At 53.6% G+C, this 19373-nt stretch carries 16 protein-coding genes; 8 read left to right on the top strand and 8 right to left on the bottom strand.

Going from position 1 to position 19373, the window contains the following annotated elements; translation table 11 throughout:
• The first annotated feature begins 362 nt into the window (after window positions 1–362).
• Window positions 363–617 carry a type II toxin-antitoxin system Phd/YefM family antitoxin gene (locus ACNRUY_RS14880; protein WP_488112429.1) on the top strand — a complete coding sequence of 85 codons (255 nt, stop codon included), beginning with the start codon at window positions 363–365 and terminating at the stop codon, window positions 615–617.
• Entirely contained in the window at window positions 607–891 is a 285-nt protein-coding gene (locus ACNRUY_RS14875) for a type II toxin-antitoxin system RelE family toxin (protein ID WP_488112428.1), read from the top strand. Before ACNRUY_RS14880 ends, ACNRUY_RS14875 begins: the two co-directional genes overlap by 11 nt.
• A 114-nt stretch (window positions 892–1005) precedes the next feature.
• On the opposite strand, the gene ACNRUY_RS14870 is transcribed toward ACNRUY_RS14875, so the two are convergent.
• The 5 genes from ACNRUY_RS14870 to ACNRUY_RS14850 form a co-directional block, all read right to left on the bottom strand.
• Entirely contained in the window at window positions 1006–1452 is a 447-nt protein-coding gene (locus tag ACNRUY_RS14870) for a DUF411 domain-containing protein (RefSeq protein ID WP_488112427.1), read from the bottom strand.
• Window positions 1453–1476: 24 nt separating this feature from the next.
• Complete coding sequence (locus tag ACNRUY_RS14865; protein ID WP_488112426.1) at window positions 1477–4629, bottom strand: efflux RND transporter permease subunit; 3153 nt, start codon at window positions 4627–4629, stop codon at window positions 1477–1479.
• Between the two features lie 12 nt (window positions 4630–4641).
• Window positions 4642–6198, bottom strand: coding sequence for an efflux RND transporter periplasmic adaptor subunit (locus tag ACNRUY_RS14860; RefSeq protein ID WP_488112425.1), 1557 nt, complete (start codon window positions 6196–6198; stop codon window positions 4642–4644).
• Window positions 6191–7540, bottom strand: a complete 1350-nt coding sequence (locus ACNRUY_RS14855) for a TolC family protein (protein WP_488112424.1) — start codon at window positions 7538–7540, stop codon at window positions 6191–6193. Before ACNRUY_RS14855 ends, ACNRUY_RS14860 begins: the two co-directional genes overlap by 8 nt.
• Before the next feature lie 309 nt (window positions 7541–7849).
• Window positions 7850–8314 (bottom strand): hypothetical protein, encoded by a 465-nt coding sequence (locus tag ACNRUY_RS14850; protein ID WP_488112423.1) that lies wholly within the window; start codon window positions 8312–8314, stop codon window positions 7850–7852.
• A 198-nt stretch (window positions 8315–8512) separates the two neighbouring features.
• Here ACNRUY_RS14850 and ACNRUY_RS14845 point away from each other — a divergent pair, with 198 nt between their 5' ends.
• Window positions 8513–8851, top strand: coding sequence for a hypothetical protein (locus ACNRUY_RS14845; protein ID WP_488112422.1), 339 nt, complete (start codon window positions 8513–8515; stop codon window positions 8849–8851).
• Window positions 8852–8909: 58 nt separating this feature from the next.
• On the opposite strand, the gene glmS is transcribed toward ACNRUY_RS14845, so the two are convergent.
• Both glmS and glmU read right to left on the bottom strand, forming a co-directional pair.
• On the bottom strand, window positions 8910–10739 hold the full coding sequence (gene glmS, locus ACNRUY_RS14840; RefSeq protein WP_488112421.1) for a glutamine--fructose-6-phosphate transaminase (isomerizing): 1830 nt from the start codon (window positions 10737–10739) through the stop codon (window positions 8910–8912).
• Between the two features lie 52 nt (window positions 10740–10791).
• The gene (gene glmU / locus ACNRUY_RS14835; protein WP_488112420.1) at window positions 10792–12168 is read right to left on the bottom strand and encodes a bifunctional UDP-N-acetylglucosamine diphosphorylase/glucosamine-1-phosphate N-acetyltransferase GlmU; all 1377 of its coding nucleotides are present in this window, start codon (window positions 12166–12168) and stop codon (window positions 10792–10794) included.
• A 321-nt stretch (window positions 12169–12489) separates the two neighbouring features.
• Between glmU and ACNRUY_RS14830 the strand changes: the two genes are divergently transcribed.
• The 4 genes from ACNRUY_RS14830 (at window position 12490) to ACNRUY_RS14815 (ending at window position 16289) form a co-directional block, all read left to right on the top strand.
• On the top strand, window positions 12490–13230 hold the full coding sequence (locus tag ACNRUY_RS14830; RefSeq protein WP_488112419.1) for a TrmB family transcriptional regulator: 741 nt from the start codon (window positions 12490–12492) through the stop codon (window positions 13228–13230).
• Between the two features lie 143 nt (window positions 13231–13373).
• Window positions 13374–14264: a nucleoside-specific channel-forming Tsx family protein gene (locus tag ACNRUY_RS14825; RefSeq protein WP_488112418.1), complete on the top strand. Its 891-nt coding sequence runs from the start codon at window positions 13374–13376 to the stop codon at window positions 14262–14264.
• A gap of 160 nt (window positions 14265–14424) precedes the next feature.
• Complete coding sequence (locus tag ACNRUY_RS14820; protein ID WP_488112417.1) at window positions 14425–15435, top strand: bifunctional UDP-sugar hydrolase/5'-nucleotidase; 1011 nt, start codon at window positions 14425–14427, stop codon at window positions 15433–15435.
• 80 nt (window positions 15436–15515) lie between these two features.
• Entirely contained in the window at window positions 15516–16289 is a 774-nt protein-coding gene (locus ACNRUY_RS14815; protein WP_488112416.1) for an AAA family ATPase, read from the top strand.
• Between the two features lie 36 nt (window positions 16290–16325).
• Here ACNRUY_RS14815 and ushA read toward each other — a convergent pair whose 3' ends face one another.
• Window positions 16326–17960: a bifunctional UDP-sugar hydrolase/5'-nucleotidase UshA gene (ushA, locus tag ACNRUY_RS14810; protein WP_488112415.1), complete on the bottom strand. Its 1635-nt coding sequence runs from the start codon at window positions 17958–17960 to the stop codon at window positions 16326–16328.
• A gap of 328 nt (window positions 17961–18288) precedes the next feature.
• Between ushA and ACNRUY_RS14805 the strand changes: the two genes are divergently transcribed.
• A complete protein-coding gene (locus ACNRUY_RS14805; RefSeq protein ID WP_488112414.1) occupies window positions 18289–18927 on the top strand; it encodes a DUF4377 domain-containing protein in 639 nt (212 codons plus the stop codon).
• The last annotated feature ends 446 nt before the right edge of the window (window positions 18928–19373 follow it).

Raw genomic sequence — 19373 nt, 5'->3', positions numbered from 1 at the left:
GTTCTGCTGTTTTCATAACCTCTGTTGAGAGATGAAAAAGGCGACGGGTGTTAAATACAGAAAAGACCACTTTGAATAACACGGTTTTTTTTGATCTGCATCAGTTTTCAAAAAAGACAGGAAAGCCATGAGCCCTGGGCATTAACGGCTCACTGGTTAAAGGCTATTCATTGAAGGAAAAACAGGCAATGGCAATGTTGGATTATTTAACAGGGTGTTAAATTTTCAAACATCGGCTTGATGGTATACCTCTGGCTTACTGGTGTGCGGCACCGATTCCTATATCAAAGCCCAAAAACTTTTAGCAGTATTTTTAAAAGTGCTATTATTAGGTCACCATAAAGATCAATAAGGTAACAACCATGGCAATCACCCACGCCATACTGGCCGATGTCAGTGCAGGTATTTCAGAACTCAAAAAAAACCCGATGGCCGTCATGGAACAGGGAGCAGGTGACCCTGTTGCGATTCTCAACCGTAACCAGCCGGTCTTTTACGCCGTCCCGGCAGATCTTTACGAAGCCATGATGGACAGGCTTGAAGACCTGGAACTGGCAAAAATTGTTGAGGCGCGTAAAGATCAACCCGAAGTCGAGATAGACCTCGATGACCTATAAGATTACCTTTGCCAGCGATGCTGCCAAGGAATGGAAAAAACTGAACCCGGCCACACAAAAGCAATTTGCCAAAAAGCTGAAAGAACGTTCAGTCACTCCCCACGTCCCCGCCTCAAAACTGCACGGGATGAAAGACTGTTACAAGATCAAGCTGGCTAAATCGGGCTATCGCCTGGTTTACAAGGTAATTGACTCAAGGCTGGTGGTGTCTGTTATCTCCATCGGGAAACGCAACAAAGGAAAGGTCTATCAGGATGCCAGAAACCGGATTTAAGCTTCAGCCTGGTGAAGCTCCACAGTGCTCAAGCGTTTACAACCAGATACTCTCCAGATTATCCAGAGCTCCCTGACGGATAAATACCCGATCAGGGAGCCTCTTTCCTGTCAATCAGTGCTTTGCATAAACACTGGTTTTGCCGTCAGAGGTAAAACTGATCACTTCATAGCTGTCCTTGCGGTCGCCATATTCCATGCCCGGAGATCCCATGGGCATTCCGGCCACCGCCAGCCCCTTCACCCCTTCCGGCTTCTCTTTGAGCAGACGAATAATGTCTTCCGCAGGCACATGGCCCTCAATGGCATAGCTCCCGATCATGGCGGTATGGCAGGACTGCAACCCATCGGGAACCCCGGCCCTTTTCTTGTAACGGCTGACATTCTGGACGTCGTGGTCCATCACCTTGAAGCCATTGGCTTTCATATGTTCGCCCCACTCAGAACAGCAGCCGCAGGTGGGGGATTTAAACAGCATCACCATGGGCAGCTCTTCTGCCAGGCTGCTGATTGAGGTCAGTATCAGAGAGGCGCTCAGTGCCAGTACATTCAGTTTTTTCATGGTTTCACTCCGTTGTTGCGTCATTTAATGATTGCTTGTTGCAGGGGTTGAAGGGTGGCTGGATAACCCGCGGCGGTGCCACAGGTAATAGATGGCCGGTACCAGTACCAGGGTGACCACCAGAGAGCTGGTAATCCCCCCGATCATGGGACCGGCAATTCGTTGCATAACCTCAGCGCCGGTGCCGTCGTTCAGCATCACCGGTATCAAACCAAACAGGATGGTGCAGACCGTCATCATGATCGGCCTCAGCCGCAGCACGGCACCGTCCATCACGGCATTGCGGACATCCTGCAGCCGCAGAGAACGATTCTGCTCTTCCGCCAACAGACGACACTCACCCAGTGACTGATTGAGGTAAACCAGCATCATAATGGCGTTGCCCACGGTGACTCCGGCCAGGGCAATAAAGCCGACCCCCACTGCCACAGAGAAGTTGTAGCCCTGGAGAAACATCAACCAGATGCCGCCGATCAGGGCAAACGGCAGGGTGCCCAGAATGGTGATCACCTCAAACGCGCTTCGGAAGGTCAGAAACAGCACCACCGTGATAAAGAACAGCGTAACGGGAATAATGATGGAGAGCCGTTCATTGGCCCGCTCCATATATTCGTACTGACCGGTCCAGTCCAGGGCATAACCGGCAGGCAGCGACAGCTGGTCGGCCACCGTGGCCTGCGCTTCCCGGACATAGGAGCCCAGATCCCGGCCGGCAATATCCACCAGCACCCGACCCGCCGGACGGGTGCTTTCAGAGCGGATGGCGCCCGGCCCCTCTTCGATGTAGATCCTTGCCACATCCCCCAGGGCAATGCTCTGGCCGGAAGCCGTGACCACAGGCAGGGTGTTCAGAGCATCCACAGAGTCACGGTAGCTCTGGGGATATCTCAGGTTCACCGGGTAGCGTTCCAGACCTTCCACGGTGCTGGTAACGTTGACACCGCCAATGGCAGAAGCGGCCACCGCCTGTATATCATTAATATTCAGGCCAAAGCGTGCTGCCCGCACCCGATCGATATCCACCTTGATATAACGGCCTCCCGCCACCCGCTCGGCATAGACAGAAAGGGTTCCGGGCACGGGCTGCAAAATGTGCTCAAGTTGTCGTCCAATCGCTTCTATCACCGGCAGCTCAGGTCCTGTCACCTGAATCCCCACAGGGGTTTTAATGCCGGTGGATAACATATCGATCCGGGTCCGGATCGGCATGACCCAGGCATTGCTGACTCCGGGCAGCTTTACCAGCGATTCCAGCTCAGCCTTGAGGGAGTCCGGCGTCACTCCATCCCGCCATTCACTGCGGGGCTTCAGCTGCACCACGGTTTCAATCATGGTCAGGGGAGAGGGATCCGTAGCGGTTTCCCCCCGGCCCACCTTGCCGAACACCGATTCCACTTCCGGCACGGTTTTGATCAGCCGGTCGGTCTGCTGCAGCAACTCCCTGGCCTTGCCCACGGAGATGCCCGCATAGGTGGTGGGCATGTACATCAGATCCCCTTCGTCCAGGGGGGGCATAAACTCACTGCCCAGCTGGGAGGCTGGCAGGAACCCGCCCACCATCAGCAGCACCGCTCCCGCTATCACCCCTTTTGGCCAGTTCAGCGCCCCTTTTACAAAGGGGCGATAGCTGGCCATCAGCACTTTGTTGACCGGATTACGGGCCTCTGGCATTACCCGCCCACGCACCAGATAGCCAATCAGCACCGGCACCACGGTAATGGTCAGTCCGGCAGCAACGGCCATGGCATAAGACTTGGTAAACGCCAGGGGAGAAAACATACGGCCTTCCTGGGCCTGCAAACTGAACACCGGCATAAAGCTGACCGCTTCAATCAGCAGGGAAAAGAACAGCGGCGGCCCCACTTCCAGCGACGATTGTCGTACTACTGCCCAGCGGTTGGCGGCGGTGATTTTTACCCGCTGCATATGCTTGTGGAAATTCTCGATCATCACAATGGAGCCATCCACCATGGAGCCGATGGCCACGGCAATCCCCCCCAGGGACATGATATTGGCGTTCAGCCCCTGGAGGTACATGATCAGAAAAGCCCCAAGAATGCCCAGGGGCAGGCTGATCACAATCACCAGAGAGGAGCGGAAATGGAGCAGGAACAGCGCACAGATGGCCACCACAATCACCAGCTGGATCAACAGGGTGTCGGTCAGGGTGGCGATGGAGCTTTTCACCAGTTTTGAGCGGTCGTAGGTGGTGACAATCTCCACCCCTTCCGGCAACCCCTGGCGCAACTCATCCAATTTGACTTTGATGGCATCAATGACTTTCTGGGCGTTTTCCCCAAAGCGCATCACAATGATGCCCCCCACCACTTCGCCTTCACCGTCCAGCTCGGCAATGCCCCGTCGCATCTGGGGACCAGACCGGACAGTAGCCACATCCCCCACCGTCAGGGGGGTTCCCTCTGCGGTAACGCTCAGTGGTACCTGCCGGATGTCATCAAGGCTGTTGAGGTAACCGGTGATACGGACAATGTACTCAGCCTCCGCCATTTCCACCGCAGACGCCCCGGCCTCCCGGTTGCCCTGCTCCAGAGCCTGTTTCAGCTGTTGCAGGGGAATGCCATAGGCACGAAGCTTGTCCGGGTCTGCCACCACCTGATACTGACGGACCATGCCGCCCACCGTGGCCACCTCACTGACCCCCGGCACCGACTGCAGCTGGAACTTCAGGTACCAGTCCTGCAAGCTGCGCAGTTGAGCCAGGTCGTGCTGACCGGTCCGGTCCACCAGGGCGTAATTAAACACCCAGCCTACCCCGGTGGCGTCCGGCCCAAGGGCGGTGACCGCTTCCGGAGGCAAGCTCGATTGCACCTGGTTCAGGTATTCCAGCACCCTTGAGCGGGCCCAGTAGATATCGGTACCGTCCTCAAACAGGATATAGACATAGGACGAACCAAACATGGAGGTGCCCCGGACATCCACAGCCCCGGGCACTGCCATCATGGCAGTGGTCAACGGATAGGTCACCTGGTCTTCCACCAGCTGCGGCGCCTGGCCCGGGTAATCGGTTTTGATGATCACCTGTACATCGGACAAGTCGGGCAGCGCATCCACCGGCGTGTTCCGGGTGACCCAGACACCGGCAAACAGCAGCCCCAGGGCCGCAAGCATGACCAGGAAACGGTTCCCCAGTGACCCACGAATAATAGCTTTGATCATGGTTCGCCTCCGTTAATGTCCCGTATGACCCATTGAGCCATGATCCATGGAATCGTGATCCATTTCCGGTGGGTTCCCGGGAGTCTGTATATCCGGCAGTGATGCCGGAGCAATGGTCACAACCTGAAACCCTCCGGCTTCCAGTTTCTCCACCTCAAAGCGAACCCGCAGACCCGAACGGATCGCCCCGGTGTCCAGTCCCTCCCCCAGGTCAAAAAACATGGACATGGTCGGCCATTCCCATTCCGGTACCGGATCATGAGTGATGTAGAGACTGTCCTCCATCACCTCTTCAATCACTCCCGTCATCCAGGCTCTGTTACTGGTGATAGTGTTGGAAACAGCGCTGGCCGACTCCTCAAAGCGGCTGAGGTCGGCGCTGATGCTGGACTCAGAGTCCAGCAGAAACTGGGCGGAAGTCACCACCCGGGCCCCTTCCGACAGCCCTCTCAGAACTTCCACACGGTCTGCAACGGTACGACCGGTCTCAACCCGTACCGAACGAAACCGCCCCCCTCCCAGGTCCTTCACCACCCGGCTCTGGCTGCCGGTCTGGATCAGGGCTTCCACCGGAATGCTCAGGGCCTCAAAGGAGCCCGTGTTGACCGTTACCCGGGAGTACATATTGGGTTTGAGCTCGGCACCGGGATTGTCAAACCTCAGCCGGACCCGCAAGCTGCGGGTTTCCGGGTTCAGCTCCGGATAGACATAGTCCACCACTCCCTGCCAGCTGCGGCCGGGAAGGTAATCCACCGTCATGGCTGCCTGCTGTCCGGGCTTGATAAGCAGCGACTGTCGCTCAAAAACATCCGCCACCACCCAGACGGAATCCAGGCTGGCCAGCTCAATCACCGTTCTGGACGGATTGATGTAACCCCCTTCCCGGGTGTCCAGGCTGGACACATAACCGTCCCGGGGCGCATAAAACCCGAGCGTGCGCTCCACCCGGCCACCGCTGATAATCCGCTCTACCACCGACTCAGGCACATCCAGCGACTCCAGCCGTTTTCTGGATGCCGTGATCAGGGAGCGGTTACCGGAACGCAGGGCGGATAACAGTTCTTCCTGGGCATTCACCAAAGCAGGAGAATAAAGATCAAACAGTTTGCTGCCTGCCTTCACGTATTCACCATTGGACGACACCTGAAGGTTTTCTACCCAGCCTTCTACACGACTATTGATCTGGAACAGCGTATCGTCGTTGTAACCAATGACCCCCACCGTCCTGACCTGGGGGGTGAGCGTCCCCTGGCTGGCGGGTTCGGAACGAACCCCCAGGTTGTTTTGCACCGCCGGAGAGATCTTCACAGTCCCGGCGGGATCGCTGGCCGCAGCCGGCTCTTCATACACAGGCACCAGATCCATGCCCATGGGGGACTTACCCGGTTGATCTCTCCGGTAGTTGGGGTCCATGGGCGCCACCCAGTAAAGGGGCTTCTTTTCAGCGTTGGCACTGGCAGCGACCCTATCGTGAGAGTCGGTGAACGGCCTCACCCCATAACCGGCGGTGAACGCAATCGCCGAGGCCAGAAGCGCCGTGGCCAGATGAGACAAAGTCAATTTATTCATGGCCGTTTTTTCCTTTAAGAGCGTTTCCTTTGATGGCTTTTTCCTGGATAGCTTTTCCATGGAGAGCGCCCTGGGGAGAAGGAAGCAGATAGTGCAGGCGGGCCGCACTCTGGTGGAGGTCAGCCTGGAGGCGGATATATTCCAGTGAAGCATTCAGTCGGGACCGATAACCTTCTATGACCTCATTGAACTCACCGGCATCGGACTGATAGGCCCTCAGAGCCGCTTCCGCCTGCTGGTTGACCCTGGGCAACAGCTGGTCCTGGTAAAGCTCAACCCGTGTCGTTAATCCGGTATAACGGGCAGACTCAACACTCAATTTCCCCTGCAGTTGCTGCAGAAGGTCCTGCCGGTCCATGACACTGGCTTCCCGTCGATACTGGCTGGCCGTTAACTGGCGATCCTGGCGATCACCCGTGAACAGGGGCAGGTCCATCATCACCATGGCCGAAAACTTATCCCGGCTGTCCGCCCCCATGGCCATCTGTTCCCGGCCGTATTTCAGCTCAATACCAAACTGGGGCTTGTACCCTTCCCGGGCCAGGGCAATATCCTGTTCTGACCGCTGGATACTGACATCTGCCGCCCTGACCAGGGGGTGGCGCAACAGTGGCTGGCTGTCCATCAATCCACCGTCCGTCAGCCCTCCTTCCAAAGCCTGTTCCGGCAACGCTTCAGCCACCTGTTCAGCGGGCAGCCCACCCAACCAGCGGGCCAGTTGTGCCCGGCTTTGTTCCAGCCCGGTATTCAACGTCACCAGGCGGTCATTCAGCCGGGTCAGCTCCACTTCCGCCCGGTAAAAATCCTGCTGTTTTTTCCGGCCCTGGCTGTACAGGGACTCAGTGACATCCACCAGGCTTTCAAACAGATAAGTGTCAGCCTTGAGGCGGGCAGACGCCTGCTGCCAGTACCACATATCCAGCCAGGCCAGCCGGACACTCTGCAGCACCTGAAGGCGGCGCTCACGGGCCGCTATTTCACTGGCCTCACTCTGCAACCCGGCTTTCTGCCGCTGCAGCTGGTTACTCTTTCCCCTGGGCAGCATTTGCTCCAGTTTCAATTCGATCATGCCCCGATTCAGGGGATCCAGATCATTTCCCGGCAGGTTCATGGTGCCAATGGACAGCGTTGGGTCCATCCAGGTATCCGTTGCAACCGCCTGCTCAAGAAAGGCTTTTTGCCGAACCTGAAAGGCCCTTTGCCCGGTGTCAGCGGACAGGGCCTGCTGCTCTGCATCGTGCAGAGCCAGTCCCCCGGCCTGGGCCGAAGTCGCGGAAACCACCAGCATCAGCGCTGACCAGTGGCTCCGGAGCGTCACATTCCTGCGACCTCTGAAAAACATGGTGTCTCTCCGTTGTGGAGCTGGACTGCGCGCAGGTTAGGAACCTGACCGAGAATAGACTGCCCTGCTGCGAAGACAGCTAATTGATCTAAAAATGCGCTTTCGCTCGTTAAATAGCTCGCTATTTGCCTCGCAAAACCACTTTTTTATCTTCAATTTTCTGCCTTTCTCGCGACGGGCGCTATTCTCGGTCAGGCTCCTAGGCGGACCACAAGCTTCGTAAACCAGAAGAAAGGGGCCGTTAAACGGCGACGACAGTGCATCAGCTCAGTGCAATAACAAGGCTGAACGAGGTATTGCTATAACGGACTATTCGAGGAAAGAGGCTTTCGCCAGATAAATTTCGGGCTGGGAGGAAAGAATGTCGGGTTCTGTAAACGCCTGCCAGGTGCGGGTTTGCAGGGTTTCATTCAACGCCTGCTGCACAACAACGTACAACAGGGTATACAGAGGCTTGAGGTCAGGATGAGTGCCCAGCTGCAGTACCGGGTCACTGTCTTCACAGTCAGGGCAGACCATCTCCCTGTCCGCTATTTCATACAGGGCGTCTGATGAGGCCGTACAGCAGTCATGCCCCTGGGCAGATAAACGCCCATGGTCCGCCATTTCAACCCGCAGCTCATGATGACCTTGCGTCTCATGACCGCCAGAATGCTGCATCCCCTGACCTTCAGCCATGGACATCATGCAGAACTGCAGCACAGACAGCACCATCAACGCCAGTAAGGCGGTGCTGATGTAGCGACTGTGATGATGGGAAAGTTCTGTAAGCATGCTCTGGCAGTATCAATCAGGACTTATATTTCGGCACACTATATTCATCTCGACCGCCTTACGTCAACGATGAGTTTTACAGACATAAATTCTTGATTGGCAGTCTGGAGACTTTACCTTTACCCTTCCCAAGGCTTGACATTACCCCTGGTTGAAGGTTTATTTTGTAGAATAATAACAATAAGCGAGGACATTCACATGACATCCGTAAAAAAAATAGTGTTGTTTACTGCTGCAATCACTGCCAGTACGCTTACCCTGAGCACTCAAGCCAGCGAGGCTCCCGTGATATACGCATCCAAGGATATCTCTGGTGCATTGTCTGCCCGTGTTTACCATGAAGGTAAACCCGTATCCGGAGCAGCGGTGAAGCTTTATCGGAGCAGTTCCACCCCCTGGCAGGAGAAAAGCACCGACCAATACGGAAGAGTAACATTTGCCGCTCCTGAGTTTTCCGCCCCGGTAACACTGACCGCAGAAACGGCAGCAGGAAAAAGCTCCCGGTGGCTTTACCTTCATCAGGGTGGTGATCTGTAAGGTAAAGAAAGCCACTTCTGCATAGATCCCAAAACGGGGCGAAAGCCCCGTTCCGTCATTACTCCACGGTCACCGATTTAGCCAGATTGCGGGGCTGATCCACATCGGTTCCCTTGATAATCGCCACATAATAGGACAACAGCTGCAGAGGAATGGTGTAAAGAATAGGGGCGACGATTTCCGGCACTTCTTCCACCGGCAATACCCTGACGCCATCGGCTTCTGACAGACTGGCGTGCTTGTCAGCGAAGACAAACAGCTGCCCCCCCCGGGCCCGCACTTCTTCCATATTGGATTTCAGCTTTTCCAGCAGGTCGTTATTGGGCGCTACCACAATCACCGGCATATCATTGTCGATCAGCGCCAGGGGACCATGCTTGAGTTCACCGGCGGCATAAGCTTCCGCATGGATATAGGAGATTTCCTTCAACTTCAGCGCCCCCTCCATGGCGATGGGGTACTGGGTGCCACGCCCCAGGAACAAACTGTGGTGCTTATCGGCAAAAGCTTCGGCCATGGCTTCGATATCACCGCTCAACTCCAGGGTGTTTTTGATGATATGAGGCAGGTTACGCAAAGCAGATACCACTTCACTTTCCTGCTCCGGGGTCATGCCCGTATGACGCCCAATGGCCGCCACCAGCATCAGCAGCGCGGTCAGCTGAGTGGTGAAGGCTTTGGTTGAAGCCACTCCGATTTCAGCGCCGGCCCGGGTCATCAGGGCGATGTCCGATTCGCGCACCATGGAAGAGCCCGGCACATTACAGATACTCAGGGAGGCCATATACCCCAGTTCTTTGGCCAGCTTCAGGGCCGCCAGGGTATCCGCGGTCTCACCGGACTGGGAAATAGTGACAAACAGGCAGTCTTCCGGCACAAAGAACTTCCGGTAGCGGAACTCAGAGGCGATCTCTACACGACAGGGGATGCCTGCCAGTTCTTCAAACCAGTAACGGGTGACCATCGCCGCATGGTAGCTGGTACCACAGGCTACAATCTGTACGGCACGGGTTCTGTTCAGGATGTCCTGCCCTTCTTTGCCCAGAATGTCGAGGTTCAGCTGATGCTCACCCAGCCGTCCTTCAAGGGTATTGGCAATGGCTTCCGGCTGTTCATGAATTTCCTTGAGCATATAGTGGCGATACGGACCTTTATCACCGGCATCGTGTTCCACATCGCTCTCTTTGGCCAGCCTTTCAACGGGACTCCCCGACGCATCCAGAACCGTGACGCTGGTGCGGGTCACTTCAGCCACATCCCCTTCTTCCAGGAACATAAAACGACGGGTGACTGGAAAAAGTGCCAGCTGGTCAGAAGCAATGAAGTGTTCACCAATCCCGACACCAATGACCAGGGGACTTCCGGAGCGAGCAACCACCAGCCGTTCCGGGTCATTGCAATCCATGACCACCATGCCATAGGCACCTTCCAGGCGGGTAACGGTGTTTTGCACTGCTGCCAGTAAAGTGTCAGCCTTTTTCTGCTCATGGCTGACCAGGTGGGCAATAACCTCGGTATCGGTATCTGATGTGAAGGTATAACCTTCACCCTGCAGAAACTCGCGCAACGCTTCGTGGTTTTCAATAATACCGTTATGCACCACCGCAATGTGTTCATCCGATACGTGGGGGTGGGCATTGCGTTCATTGGGCTCGCCATGAGTGGCCCAGCGGGTGTGGGCGATCCCGGTACCGCCAGGTAAAGGGCTCTGCTCAATAGCATCCGCAAGCTCGGAGACTTTACCGGTGCGCCTCAGCCTTTGCAGCTGCCCCTCATGAATGATGGCTACACCCGCCGAGTCATAGCCCCGATATTCCAGACGACGCAAGCCTTCCAGCAAAATACCCGCAACATCCCTTTGCGCTACCGCACCTACAATGCCACACATAACGTTTCAAACCTTTTAGAAATAAGTTAAACAATTGAGCTAATAAACAGCTTCAGTCTTCCTTTACCGGCCGCTGCCAACCTTCAATGTTTCTCTGCCGGCCACGGGCAACGCCCAGCTGTTCATCTGGAATAGCTTTGGTGATCGTGGACCCGGCTCCCGTGGTGGCCCCTTTTCCAATCACTACCGGCGCCACTAGCGAACTGTTGCTGCCAATAAAAGCCCCGTCACCGATTTCAGTCCTGAATTTATTGACACCGTCGTAGTTGCAGGTAATGGTGCCCGCTCCCACATTGACATCCACTCCTACCTCGGCATCCCCCACATAGCTCAGGTGACTCACCTTGCTGCCAGCACCGATGGTGGATTTTTTGATCTCCACAAAGTTGCCCACCCTGGCCTTTTCCGCCAGTTCAGTCCCCGGACGCAGGCGGGCAAAAGGCCCCACTTCACAACCGGCGGAAACCACGGCGTTTTCCAGAATGGAGTGAGCCTTGATCACAGCCCCTTCGCCAATGGTGGAGTTACGAATCACACAGCCAGGCTCAATGGTGACGTTATCCGCCAGTTCGACCTCCCCTTCCAGCACCACATTGATATCCAGGGTGACATCATGGCCTGCCTTGATGTTGCCGCGGATATCCAGGCGCCTGGGGTCAGCAATGGTAACGCCATTGACCAGAAGATCGGTGGCCAGTTTTTCCTGAAGTGCACGCTCCAGCTCAGTCAGCTGAATACGACTATTGACGCCTTCTACTTCGATCGCCTCACGGGGCTGAACATGAACAACGGGCATCGCCTCTGCCACCGACATGGAAACAATATCGGTGAGATAGAATTCGTTCTGGGCATTGTCACTGGTCAGGCGATTGACCCATTCCCCCAGTTTACTCCCGGGAATGGCCATAATGCCGGTATTGACTTCATTAATGGCCAACTGCTCAGGGGTGGCATCCTTGTCCTCGACAATGGCCTGAATGTTGCCAAAGCCATCCCGGACAATTCGCCCGTAACCAGAAGGGTTTGGCAGGTTGATGGTCAGCAGCCCCATGCGCTGACCGTTGCTGGCCGCCAGCAGGGACTGCAGGGATGAAGGGCTGATCAACGGCACATCCCCATAAAGCACCAGTACGACATCGGCTCCCTTGCAGCCAGGCAGTGCCTGTCGAACCGCATGCCCTGTTCCCAATTGCTCTTCCTGAACCACCCAGTTCAAATCATAATGCCCCAGGGACTCTTTCACCTGCTCTGCCCCATGACCGATGACCACATGGATCTGGCCCCTGCCGATCACCTGCTGAGTTCTCTGGGCACTGAGAATCACGTGCTCCAGCATCGGCTTGCCGGCAATAGGGTGCAGCACCTTGGGCAGATTGGATTTCATTCGGCTGCCCTGACCGGCAGCCAGGATAACAATGTCAGCTCTCATAACAGGTTCTCTGTAAAAATCAGGTGATGGTTTTCCTGACTATGTCGCCCGAAAACTCAAAAGCAATATACCCATTGCACCCGAAGAGACAGGGTTACCGGAGGTGGGCGACAGGAAGTCCTGACCGGATTTGTCATTAACTTCTCTCCATTTGATCAACACTGACAACCCTGTGGTGAGGCCATATCACACCTCAGCCAGAACTGAACAGCCCAGGCCCGTGCCTTGAAAATAAAGAGAATATTCCGATCGTATCGCAGCTAGTGTTATCCTTGGAGAAACAAAACACAACCCTGTTTGTCATTCAATTTTTGACAATATATGAACCTTGAATCACTTGAAACACTGGGCCTGAGCCCCCGTGAAATCAACATATACCTGGCCCTTCTGAAGCTGGGATCCGCCTCAATCCGCGATATTGCTGTCCAGGCAGGGATAAACAGGGGAACCACCTATGAAACCTTGAAGGTCCTCGCAGGCAAAGGGATTGTCAGTTATTTTCCGAAAGGAAAACGTCGCATTTTTTCCGCCGAGCCACCGGAAAAACTGCTGGACCTGGCGGAAGAAAAGCGCCAGTCCCTGGAAGCCAGTATTGAGGAGATGAGGCACAGGCTAATTCCCCAACTGAACCATTTAAAGCCCGACTTCAGTGCCGGTAATGTCCGTTTTTATGAAGGGGACAGCGGCATAGAGTTTGTGCTGAAAGATATTTTGAATACCGTAGGTCGGCAGCCCGACAAAACCTACTGTGTGTTTTCATCCAAGCTGATTCGGCAACATTTGTACCGCCCTTTTCCCAACTATACCCAGCAGCGAATCCGCAAGCAGATCAACGTCCGGGTAATTGCCATTGGAGAGGGTGGCGAAGATGCTGAACTCTCAGAACGCAAATGGATTGACGCCAAAGGCCGGATGGATGCCAGCTATATTGCTATTTACCCCCCCAAAGTGGCCATGATATCACTGGGCTCCAGAGAGTATCCGGTAGCAGTGGTTCTGGAATCGCCGGAAATTGCCGCGGCTCAGCAGATCATCTTTGAAACATTGTGGAACACGTTATAACCCGCGTTCCACATCCCTTATCTATACTTCCCTTCTCACCGTCAAAGATGCACGACAGCCATAGGAGACTGCCCAGCTTTTTTTGACGGATTGTCCGATTCCGTATCCGTTTCACCCTGCCAACCTGAAACCGGAGCATCATCATGAATACCATCGCCCACAGGCTGGTCAGCCTGGTTATCCTGATGTTAACCCCAGTGACACTGCTGGCCACTGATTACAGTGACGACATTCATAAAAATGACTATAAGTGGCTCAATTTTAATCTTATGTACGCCCTTAAAGAACTCCCCAGGCCCGAGAATGCTCCCCACGACGGGCATGATTACTTTGAGCTGGAGTTCGGAGGCCGGTCGGGTATTGTTGATCTCTACGGCTATGTGGATATTTTCAATCTGACCAACAGCAGTGACAGTGACAAGAAAGGGGCTTCAAAGGCGTTTATGAAGTTTGCCCCCCGCCTCTCCCTGGACGCCATTACCGGGAAAGATCTCTCCTTCGGCCCCGTCCAGGAGCTTTATGTGGCCACCCTGTTTAACTGGGGCGGAGGAGGTGCAACCAACTTCGATGACAAAGGAAATGCGGTTACCGGTGAAGATGTAAACAATTCATTCTGGGGAATCGGGTCCGATATTCAGGTTCCCTGGCTGGGCAAGATCGGCCTGAATCTCTACGCCCTCTACGACCTGAATAAAAAGGAGTGGAATGGCTACCAGGTGTCCACCAACTGGTTCAAACCCTTTTATACCTTTGAAAACGACACCTTCCTCTCCTATCAGGGCTACATTGATTACCAGTTTGGGGCAAAAACAGAAGATAACCCTGCATCCAACTATTACGACAGAAACTTCTCCACCCATGGTGGCGCCATGTTTAATGGGCTCTACTGGCATTCAGAGCACTTCGCCATTGGCTACGGGTTGAAGCTGTATTCCGATATCTACCTGATCAAGGACGGTGGTGACCTTATGGGACCCAACAACACCAAGTCCAAAGGGGTCAGCCATTACTTCGATATTACCTATAAATTCTGAAGCCAGGCTAGCACAGGGACGTGCTTACAAAACCCTTTCAGGAGTATTAACACTGAATAACACTCCCATGGGATGGACAATGGTATATTTGCATGCAATGACAATATCCTGTTTTATACCCTGATTGTTGCTGGCTGATGACTGCCTGGAAGTTTTGTAGATGCGCCCCAAGTTCACCCCGCACTTTTTTACCCCTCGCACGGTGACCAAAGCCTCCATTGCCCTGGCGCTGGTTACCCTGGCCTGCCTTATGGTCAACAGCGGAGAACTGCAGCGAACGTATACCCCCGACACCACCTACCGACTGACCATCCTCAATACCAGTGATGCCTCATCCTGGAATGGCCTTTCACCCTTCCATAACAGCCCGGCCAGAGCCCTTGAACTGGCCCGGCGCCAGCAACTGATTGACCGGGTTCGTGAAGAAGTCGAAGCCAATGGAGGTCATCTCCTGCTGCTATCCGGCGGTGAAATCAACGCCAGTGATAATCAGGCCAGCCTCAGCCGGTTAAACCAACTGGGGTACAACGCCATGGCCGTCAGCCCTATGCTGTTTAACGAACCTCTGACGTCCATTCGCTACCAGGAAAGTCTGGCAAATTTTCCGTTTTTATCCGCTAACCTGTACGAATCTGAAACGGGCAAGCCCTTGTTCGATGCCTATGCCCTGTTTGATTTTGACGGCCTTCGGGTTGCAGTCATGGGGCTGACCACCACCCGGATTCCTCTTGGGAGCAAACCGAAATATCGTCGTGGGCTGGAGCTTATCGACCCACTGGTCGCAGCTCACGAACTGGTTCCCCAGCTGAAACGACAAGCGGATGTGATCATTGTAACCACCCACGATGGCCACCGGGTTGGCACAGGCAAAGATCATAAACTGGCCCAGAGATCCCCCATTGAAACGGAGGTTGAAGGCATTGACCTGGTGGTAGGAGACCATGCCCTGGAAACAGGACCGGCCTCGGCATACGTCCAGCAAGATATGGAAAATACTCAGCACAACAAAGCAAACTGCAGTATGTATGTGAATCGCACTGATCTGGAGTTTCGCAATGGCATACTGACCACGGTCCACAGGGATAAAATAAACCTCAATGGCAGAAAGGAGCCTGCATTGGACGGCTCAACCTTAAACACCTCCTTTGCTCATCACCGTGTGTATTACTGAAAACACATCTAGACTGTGCAAGCTCCTGCTATTCAAGCTTAAAAGCGGACTACTGTTCACAATACACCAAGATATTTTGCATGAAGTCTTTCGAAGCCAGGCACTACCTTCTTTCCGTTGCTCTTAAGCAGGGCAGTGTAGGTGATTTCAGTAAAGAGGATGCTTACCTTGGCCAGTTGGCGGCCATCAAAAGCCTGAGATCAAAACTCGAGTTTCATGAGGCCATTACTTTTATCGTGGGTGAAAATGGCAGTGGCAAGTCAACGCTGCTGGAAGCACTGGCGGTATCCCAGGGGTTTAACCCTGAAGGGGGCACCACTAATTTCAATTTTTCAACCCGCAGCTCCCACTCAAATCTTTATCAATATTTGCGAATCATAAAATCCATCAAACGCCCGAAAACGGGTTATTTTTTAAGGGCGGAAAGCTTCTTCAATGTTGCCACGGAAATTGAACAACTGGACAAAGAACCCTCTACAGCACCGCGCATAATCGACTCCTATGGAGGCGTTTCACTCCATGAACAGTCCCATGGAGAATCCTTCTTCGCTTTAATGCAAAACCGGTTTGGAAAAGACGGGCTGTATATACTGGACGAACCTGAAGCCGCTTTATCCCCCAACCGGCAAATGGCCATGCTCACACTGCTGCACCAGCTGGTTGGCAAAGGGTGCCAGTTTATTATCGCAACCCACTCACCCATTCTTCTGGCCTACCCAAACGCGATTATTTATGAAATACAGGAGAGCGGACTGACCAAAGTCGATTATGAAGACACCGATCATTACTCCGTCTCGAAGTATTTTTTAAACCACCACCAGACAATGCTTGAAGTACTGCTCGAAGATGCATAAACGTTCACTGAAAGCGGCATACTCCCCTCCAGACAATCACTGTCTCAATATTTCCCCTTTTGGCTCATACTCGCTCCGGCTTAATGGAGAGTGCTTTTTAATGTATTCCCGCAACACGACAACATCCGTATAACCAGTATTTACGAAAGACGGTTTGTCATCAATCTCCGGCCAGTGATCCCCTCCACCGGCCGAAAACGTATTGATGGCCATACGATAGTTTTTTTCTTTCTCCACCGGCTTTCCATTCACCTCCAGCTTGACCAGCTGGTCATCCACCATCAGCAGACGGACATTAGCAAAGTGCGCCATGCCACCACTGCCCGGCTCGATGCCCGCAATTTCCTCAACGTAGCTCCGTAAAGCCCGTCCAGATAGATCCACATAGCCGATCATATTGCCAAAAGGTTGAACCTTTAACAGGTCTTTTTCCGTGAGCGTACCCGAAGGCAAACCTGTGCGAATGCCGCCACCATTAACCACTGCCAGGTCTGCCCCTGTTTTTTCCAGGGCCGCACTGGCCAGCAAATTACCGATGGTTACAGGCCCTCCACGAACTTCATCCCGCTCTCCGGCCATGGCTTGATCCAAATGGCCTACCTCACGTTTCATCAAGTCACTGGCTTTATCCTGGTAGGGCTGCAACTGCTTCAGCACTTCCGGGTCTTCTGGAATTTCCGGCTCAATGGTCACCCAGACCTTTTTCCCATCAACCACCTTCTGGGTTTTTAAATTGACCGGAATCAGCCGGTAGTTCACCATTTTCAGCAGGCCATGACTGTGGCCCCGGCCATCCGGGTCATCCAGGTACTGGTAAATAAAATCGGCCCGACCGACGTATTTGCCCCACTCCCAGGCCTGGAGGATGTAGGTACTGTTTTTGATATCCGGCCTGAGTAATTTACTCTGGGAGTGACCGCCAACGATAATATCCACCCCCTCAACTTCCCGGGCCAGAGTGACATCCCCAGGAGCATTGATCCCATGAAGTGCATTGGGATAATGCCCCATATGCGTCACTGCAATAACAATATCCGCCTTCTCTTCCCGGATCAGCTGAGGAACGGTATTCCGGGCAATATCAACCGGACTATCAAACACAACCTCCTTAATATTTTCTTTTGAGGTTTGGTCTTCTGTATCCTCAGTGGTCAAACCAAGAATCGCCAACCGCACCCCTTCAAACTCTTTAATCACCCAGGGTTTGAATACCGGCTTTCCAGTTTCACGGTAAAAGATATTGGCTGAAACAAACGGAAAGTTGGCCCACTGCTCCTGTTTCAACAATACCGGGAGGGGGTTATCAAACTCATGGTTCCCCACTGTCATGGCATCGTATCCAATCAGGTTCATGCCCATAAAATCCGGCTCCGCCTCCTGGATATCCGATTCAGGCACACCGGTATTGATATCCCCTGCGGACAGCACCAGTACCCGACCACCACTGTCTTCCACTTCCCGTCGAATCCGGTCAATCAGGGTTTTACGGGCCGCCATTCCCAACTCTCCCTGGCGGTTCCTCCAGAATTTGCCATGATTATCATTGGTGTGAACCACGGTAAACTGGAATGTTTTCAGGGCAGCTTCCTTGCCCAGGTCTCCTTCTCGGGAACAGCCAGCCAGTAATACCAGGGAAATCAGCAGAAAATGCAGAGAGCGCAGGAAGGCCATAGTGGATACTCCAAAGGTAGCACCAGCACCGGAAGCACAGCATTGACAGAAAAGCACCGAAGAAAAGTGATCTGACGCATCATACCGGCAATGTAAGGCTTTCTGAATGAGCAGAATTAGACATTTTTTGAATATCAGTTGACTGAAACCGAACATTTACTTCAGCTGCGGTTTAAGTCGGCGCTATAATACACGACAAATTTATTATTAAGATCCTGCTTTAATAATACGCTTTTACCGCCATGGTTTTATCTGAACACACCCTCCTTTTTTAAAACTTTGGCGTATTTGAAATCACGAGGCTGAACTCTGTTCTCAGGAGAATCCCATGAAACTGGCTCGTTTTGGTTTACTGGCAGCAACGGCGACACTGGCTGCGTGCAGTCATCTGCCTGAGGGACGATGGCTTGAAAAAGAACCCACTGTCGGCACCAAACCCATGACATTGACCATCCGGGAAGGACGGCTGGCGGCCTATGCTGGCTGCAACCGGATGATGGGATCCGTGGAAATGTCTGGAAACAAACTGGTGGTCGGCAATCTGGCCTCAACACTGATGGCATGCCATGGGCAGGCTGCCGAACGGGAAAGGGCATTACAGCAACTGCTGAGAGATCAGCCCAATGTGAAACAAAGTGATGGCCTGCTGGAACTGAGCACCCCTGCCCAGCGGTATGTATTCACCAAAGAACCGTTTATGGAAGACGGCAAACAGCGTTTTATCTATGTGGCCCCTCAAAAGGCCAAATGCGTGGGCGTCGGCCCCATGGAGTGCCTCCAGATTCGTGAAAGCGAAGACCAGCCCTGGCAGTTGTTTTATGGCAACATCGAAGGGTTTGAGTTTGAGCCTGGTATTGCCTATCGGTTACGAATCCGGGAATTTGATGTGCCCAACCCGCCTGCAGATGCTTCCAGCAAGCGATGGATTCTGGATATGGTGATTGAGCAGAGGGTCGTTAAACCCTGAGTTTTTTCTGTGTATGAACTTGTGTCCGATCTGGGATGATAAAATGGGGCCAGGTGTTTGCCTGGCCAGTTTTGGTTTAGCTACTGTTTTTTACTATTGGTCATCGTATCGTACACACCTGTTCCTAACCGTAGTAAGTCCCCAAAGAGACCTGTTGCTTGGCTGCTACTCGGTAGCAAAGAACAGGCGCTATTGAAAGCCATAGCAGCACTGCCCTTCAAATGCCTCAACGTGTCTATAGGCGCTGTTCAAATTAAATGTTGCTAACATGGTCTATACTCCCTGAGCATGAGAATTGTCGTGTAAAGTGGAGTTCCAGCCATGAAACCTCAGCAATTCCAAGACATCCTGAAGTCCATACCCATGATGTCCCCAGAGCAGATCGGTGTCCTCCATAAAACTCTGCCGCCCTCACCCATTGCCGGTGATGCACAAGGTATTTCCGG

The organism is Endozoicomonas sp. Z74, from assembly GCF_057680865.1.
Note: the sequence above shows the minus strand (reverse complement) of the source record. Positions and strands in the feature narration are given on the sequence as shown.

Bases quoted from the DNA above. Each gene is read 5' to 3' on its own strand.
- ACNRUY_RS14880 (WP_488112429.1), top strand. From the start codon at position 363: ATGGCAATCACCCACGCCATACTGGCCGATGTCAGTGCAGGTATTTCA.
- ACNRUY_RS14875 (WP_488112428.1), top strand. From the start codon at position 607: ATGACCTATAAGATTACCTTTGCCAGCGATGCTGCCAAGGAATGGAAA.
- ACNRUY_RS14870 (WP_488112427.1), bottom strand. From the start codon at position 1,452: ATGAAAAAACTGAATGTACTGGCACTGAGCGCCTCTCTGATACTGACC.
- ACNRUY_RS14865 (WP_488112426.1), bottom strand. From the start codon at position 4,629: ATGATCAAAGCTATTATTCGTGGGTCACTGGGGAACCGTTTCCTGGTC.
- ACNRUY_RS14860 (WP_488112425.1), bottom strand. From the start codon at position 6,198: ATGAATAAATTGACTTTGTCTCATCTGGCCACGGCGCTTCTGGCCTCG.
- ACNRUY_RS14855 (WP_488112424.1), bottom strand. From the start codon at position 7,540: ATGTTTTTCAGAGGTCGCAGGAATGTGACGCTCCGGAGCCACTGGTCA.
- ACNRUY_RS14850 (WP_488112423.1), bottom strand. From the start codon at position 8,314: ATGCTTACAGAACTTTCCCATCATCACAGTCGCTACATCAGCACCGCC.
- ACNRUY_RS14845 (WP_488112422.1), top strand. From the start codon at position 8,513: ATGACATCCGTAAAAAAAATAGTGTTGTTTACTGCTGCAATCACTGCC.
- glmS (WP_488112421.1), bottom strand. From the start codon at position 10,739: ATGTGTGGCATTGTAGGTGCGGTAGCGCAAAGGGATGTTGCGGGTATT.
- glmU (WP_488112420.1), bottom strand. From the start codon at position 12,168: ATGAGAGCTGACATTGTTATCCTGGCTGCCGGTCAGGGCAGCCGAATG.
- ACNRUY_RS14830 (WP_488112419.1), top strand. From the start codon at position 12,490: ATGAACCTTGAATCACTTGAAACACTGGGCCTGAGCCCCCGTGAAATC.
- ACNRUY_RS14825 (WP_488112418.1), top strand. From the start codon at position 13,374: ATGAATACCATCGCCCACAGGCTGGTCAGCCTGGTTATCCTGATGTTA.
- ACNRUY_RS14820 (WP_488112417.1), top strand. From the start codon at position 14,425: ATGCGCCCCAAGTTCACCCCGCACTTTTTTACCCCTCGCACGGTGACC.
- ACNRUY_RS14815 (WP_488112416.1), top strand. From the start codon at position 15,516: ATGAAGTCTTTCGAAGCCAGGCACTACCTTCTTTCCGTTGCTCTTAAG.
- ushA (WP_488112415.1), bottom strand. From the start codon at position 17,960: ATGGCCTTCCTGCGCTCTCTGCATTTTCTGCTGATTTCCCTGGTATTA.
- ACNRUY_RS14805 (WP_488112414.1), top strand. From the start codon at position 18,289: ATGAAACTGGCTCGTTTTGGTTTACTGGCAGCAACGGCGACACTGGCT.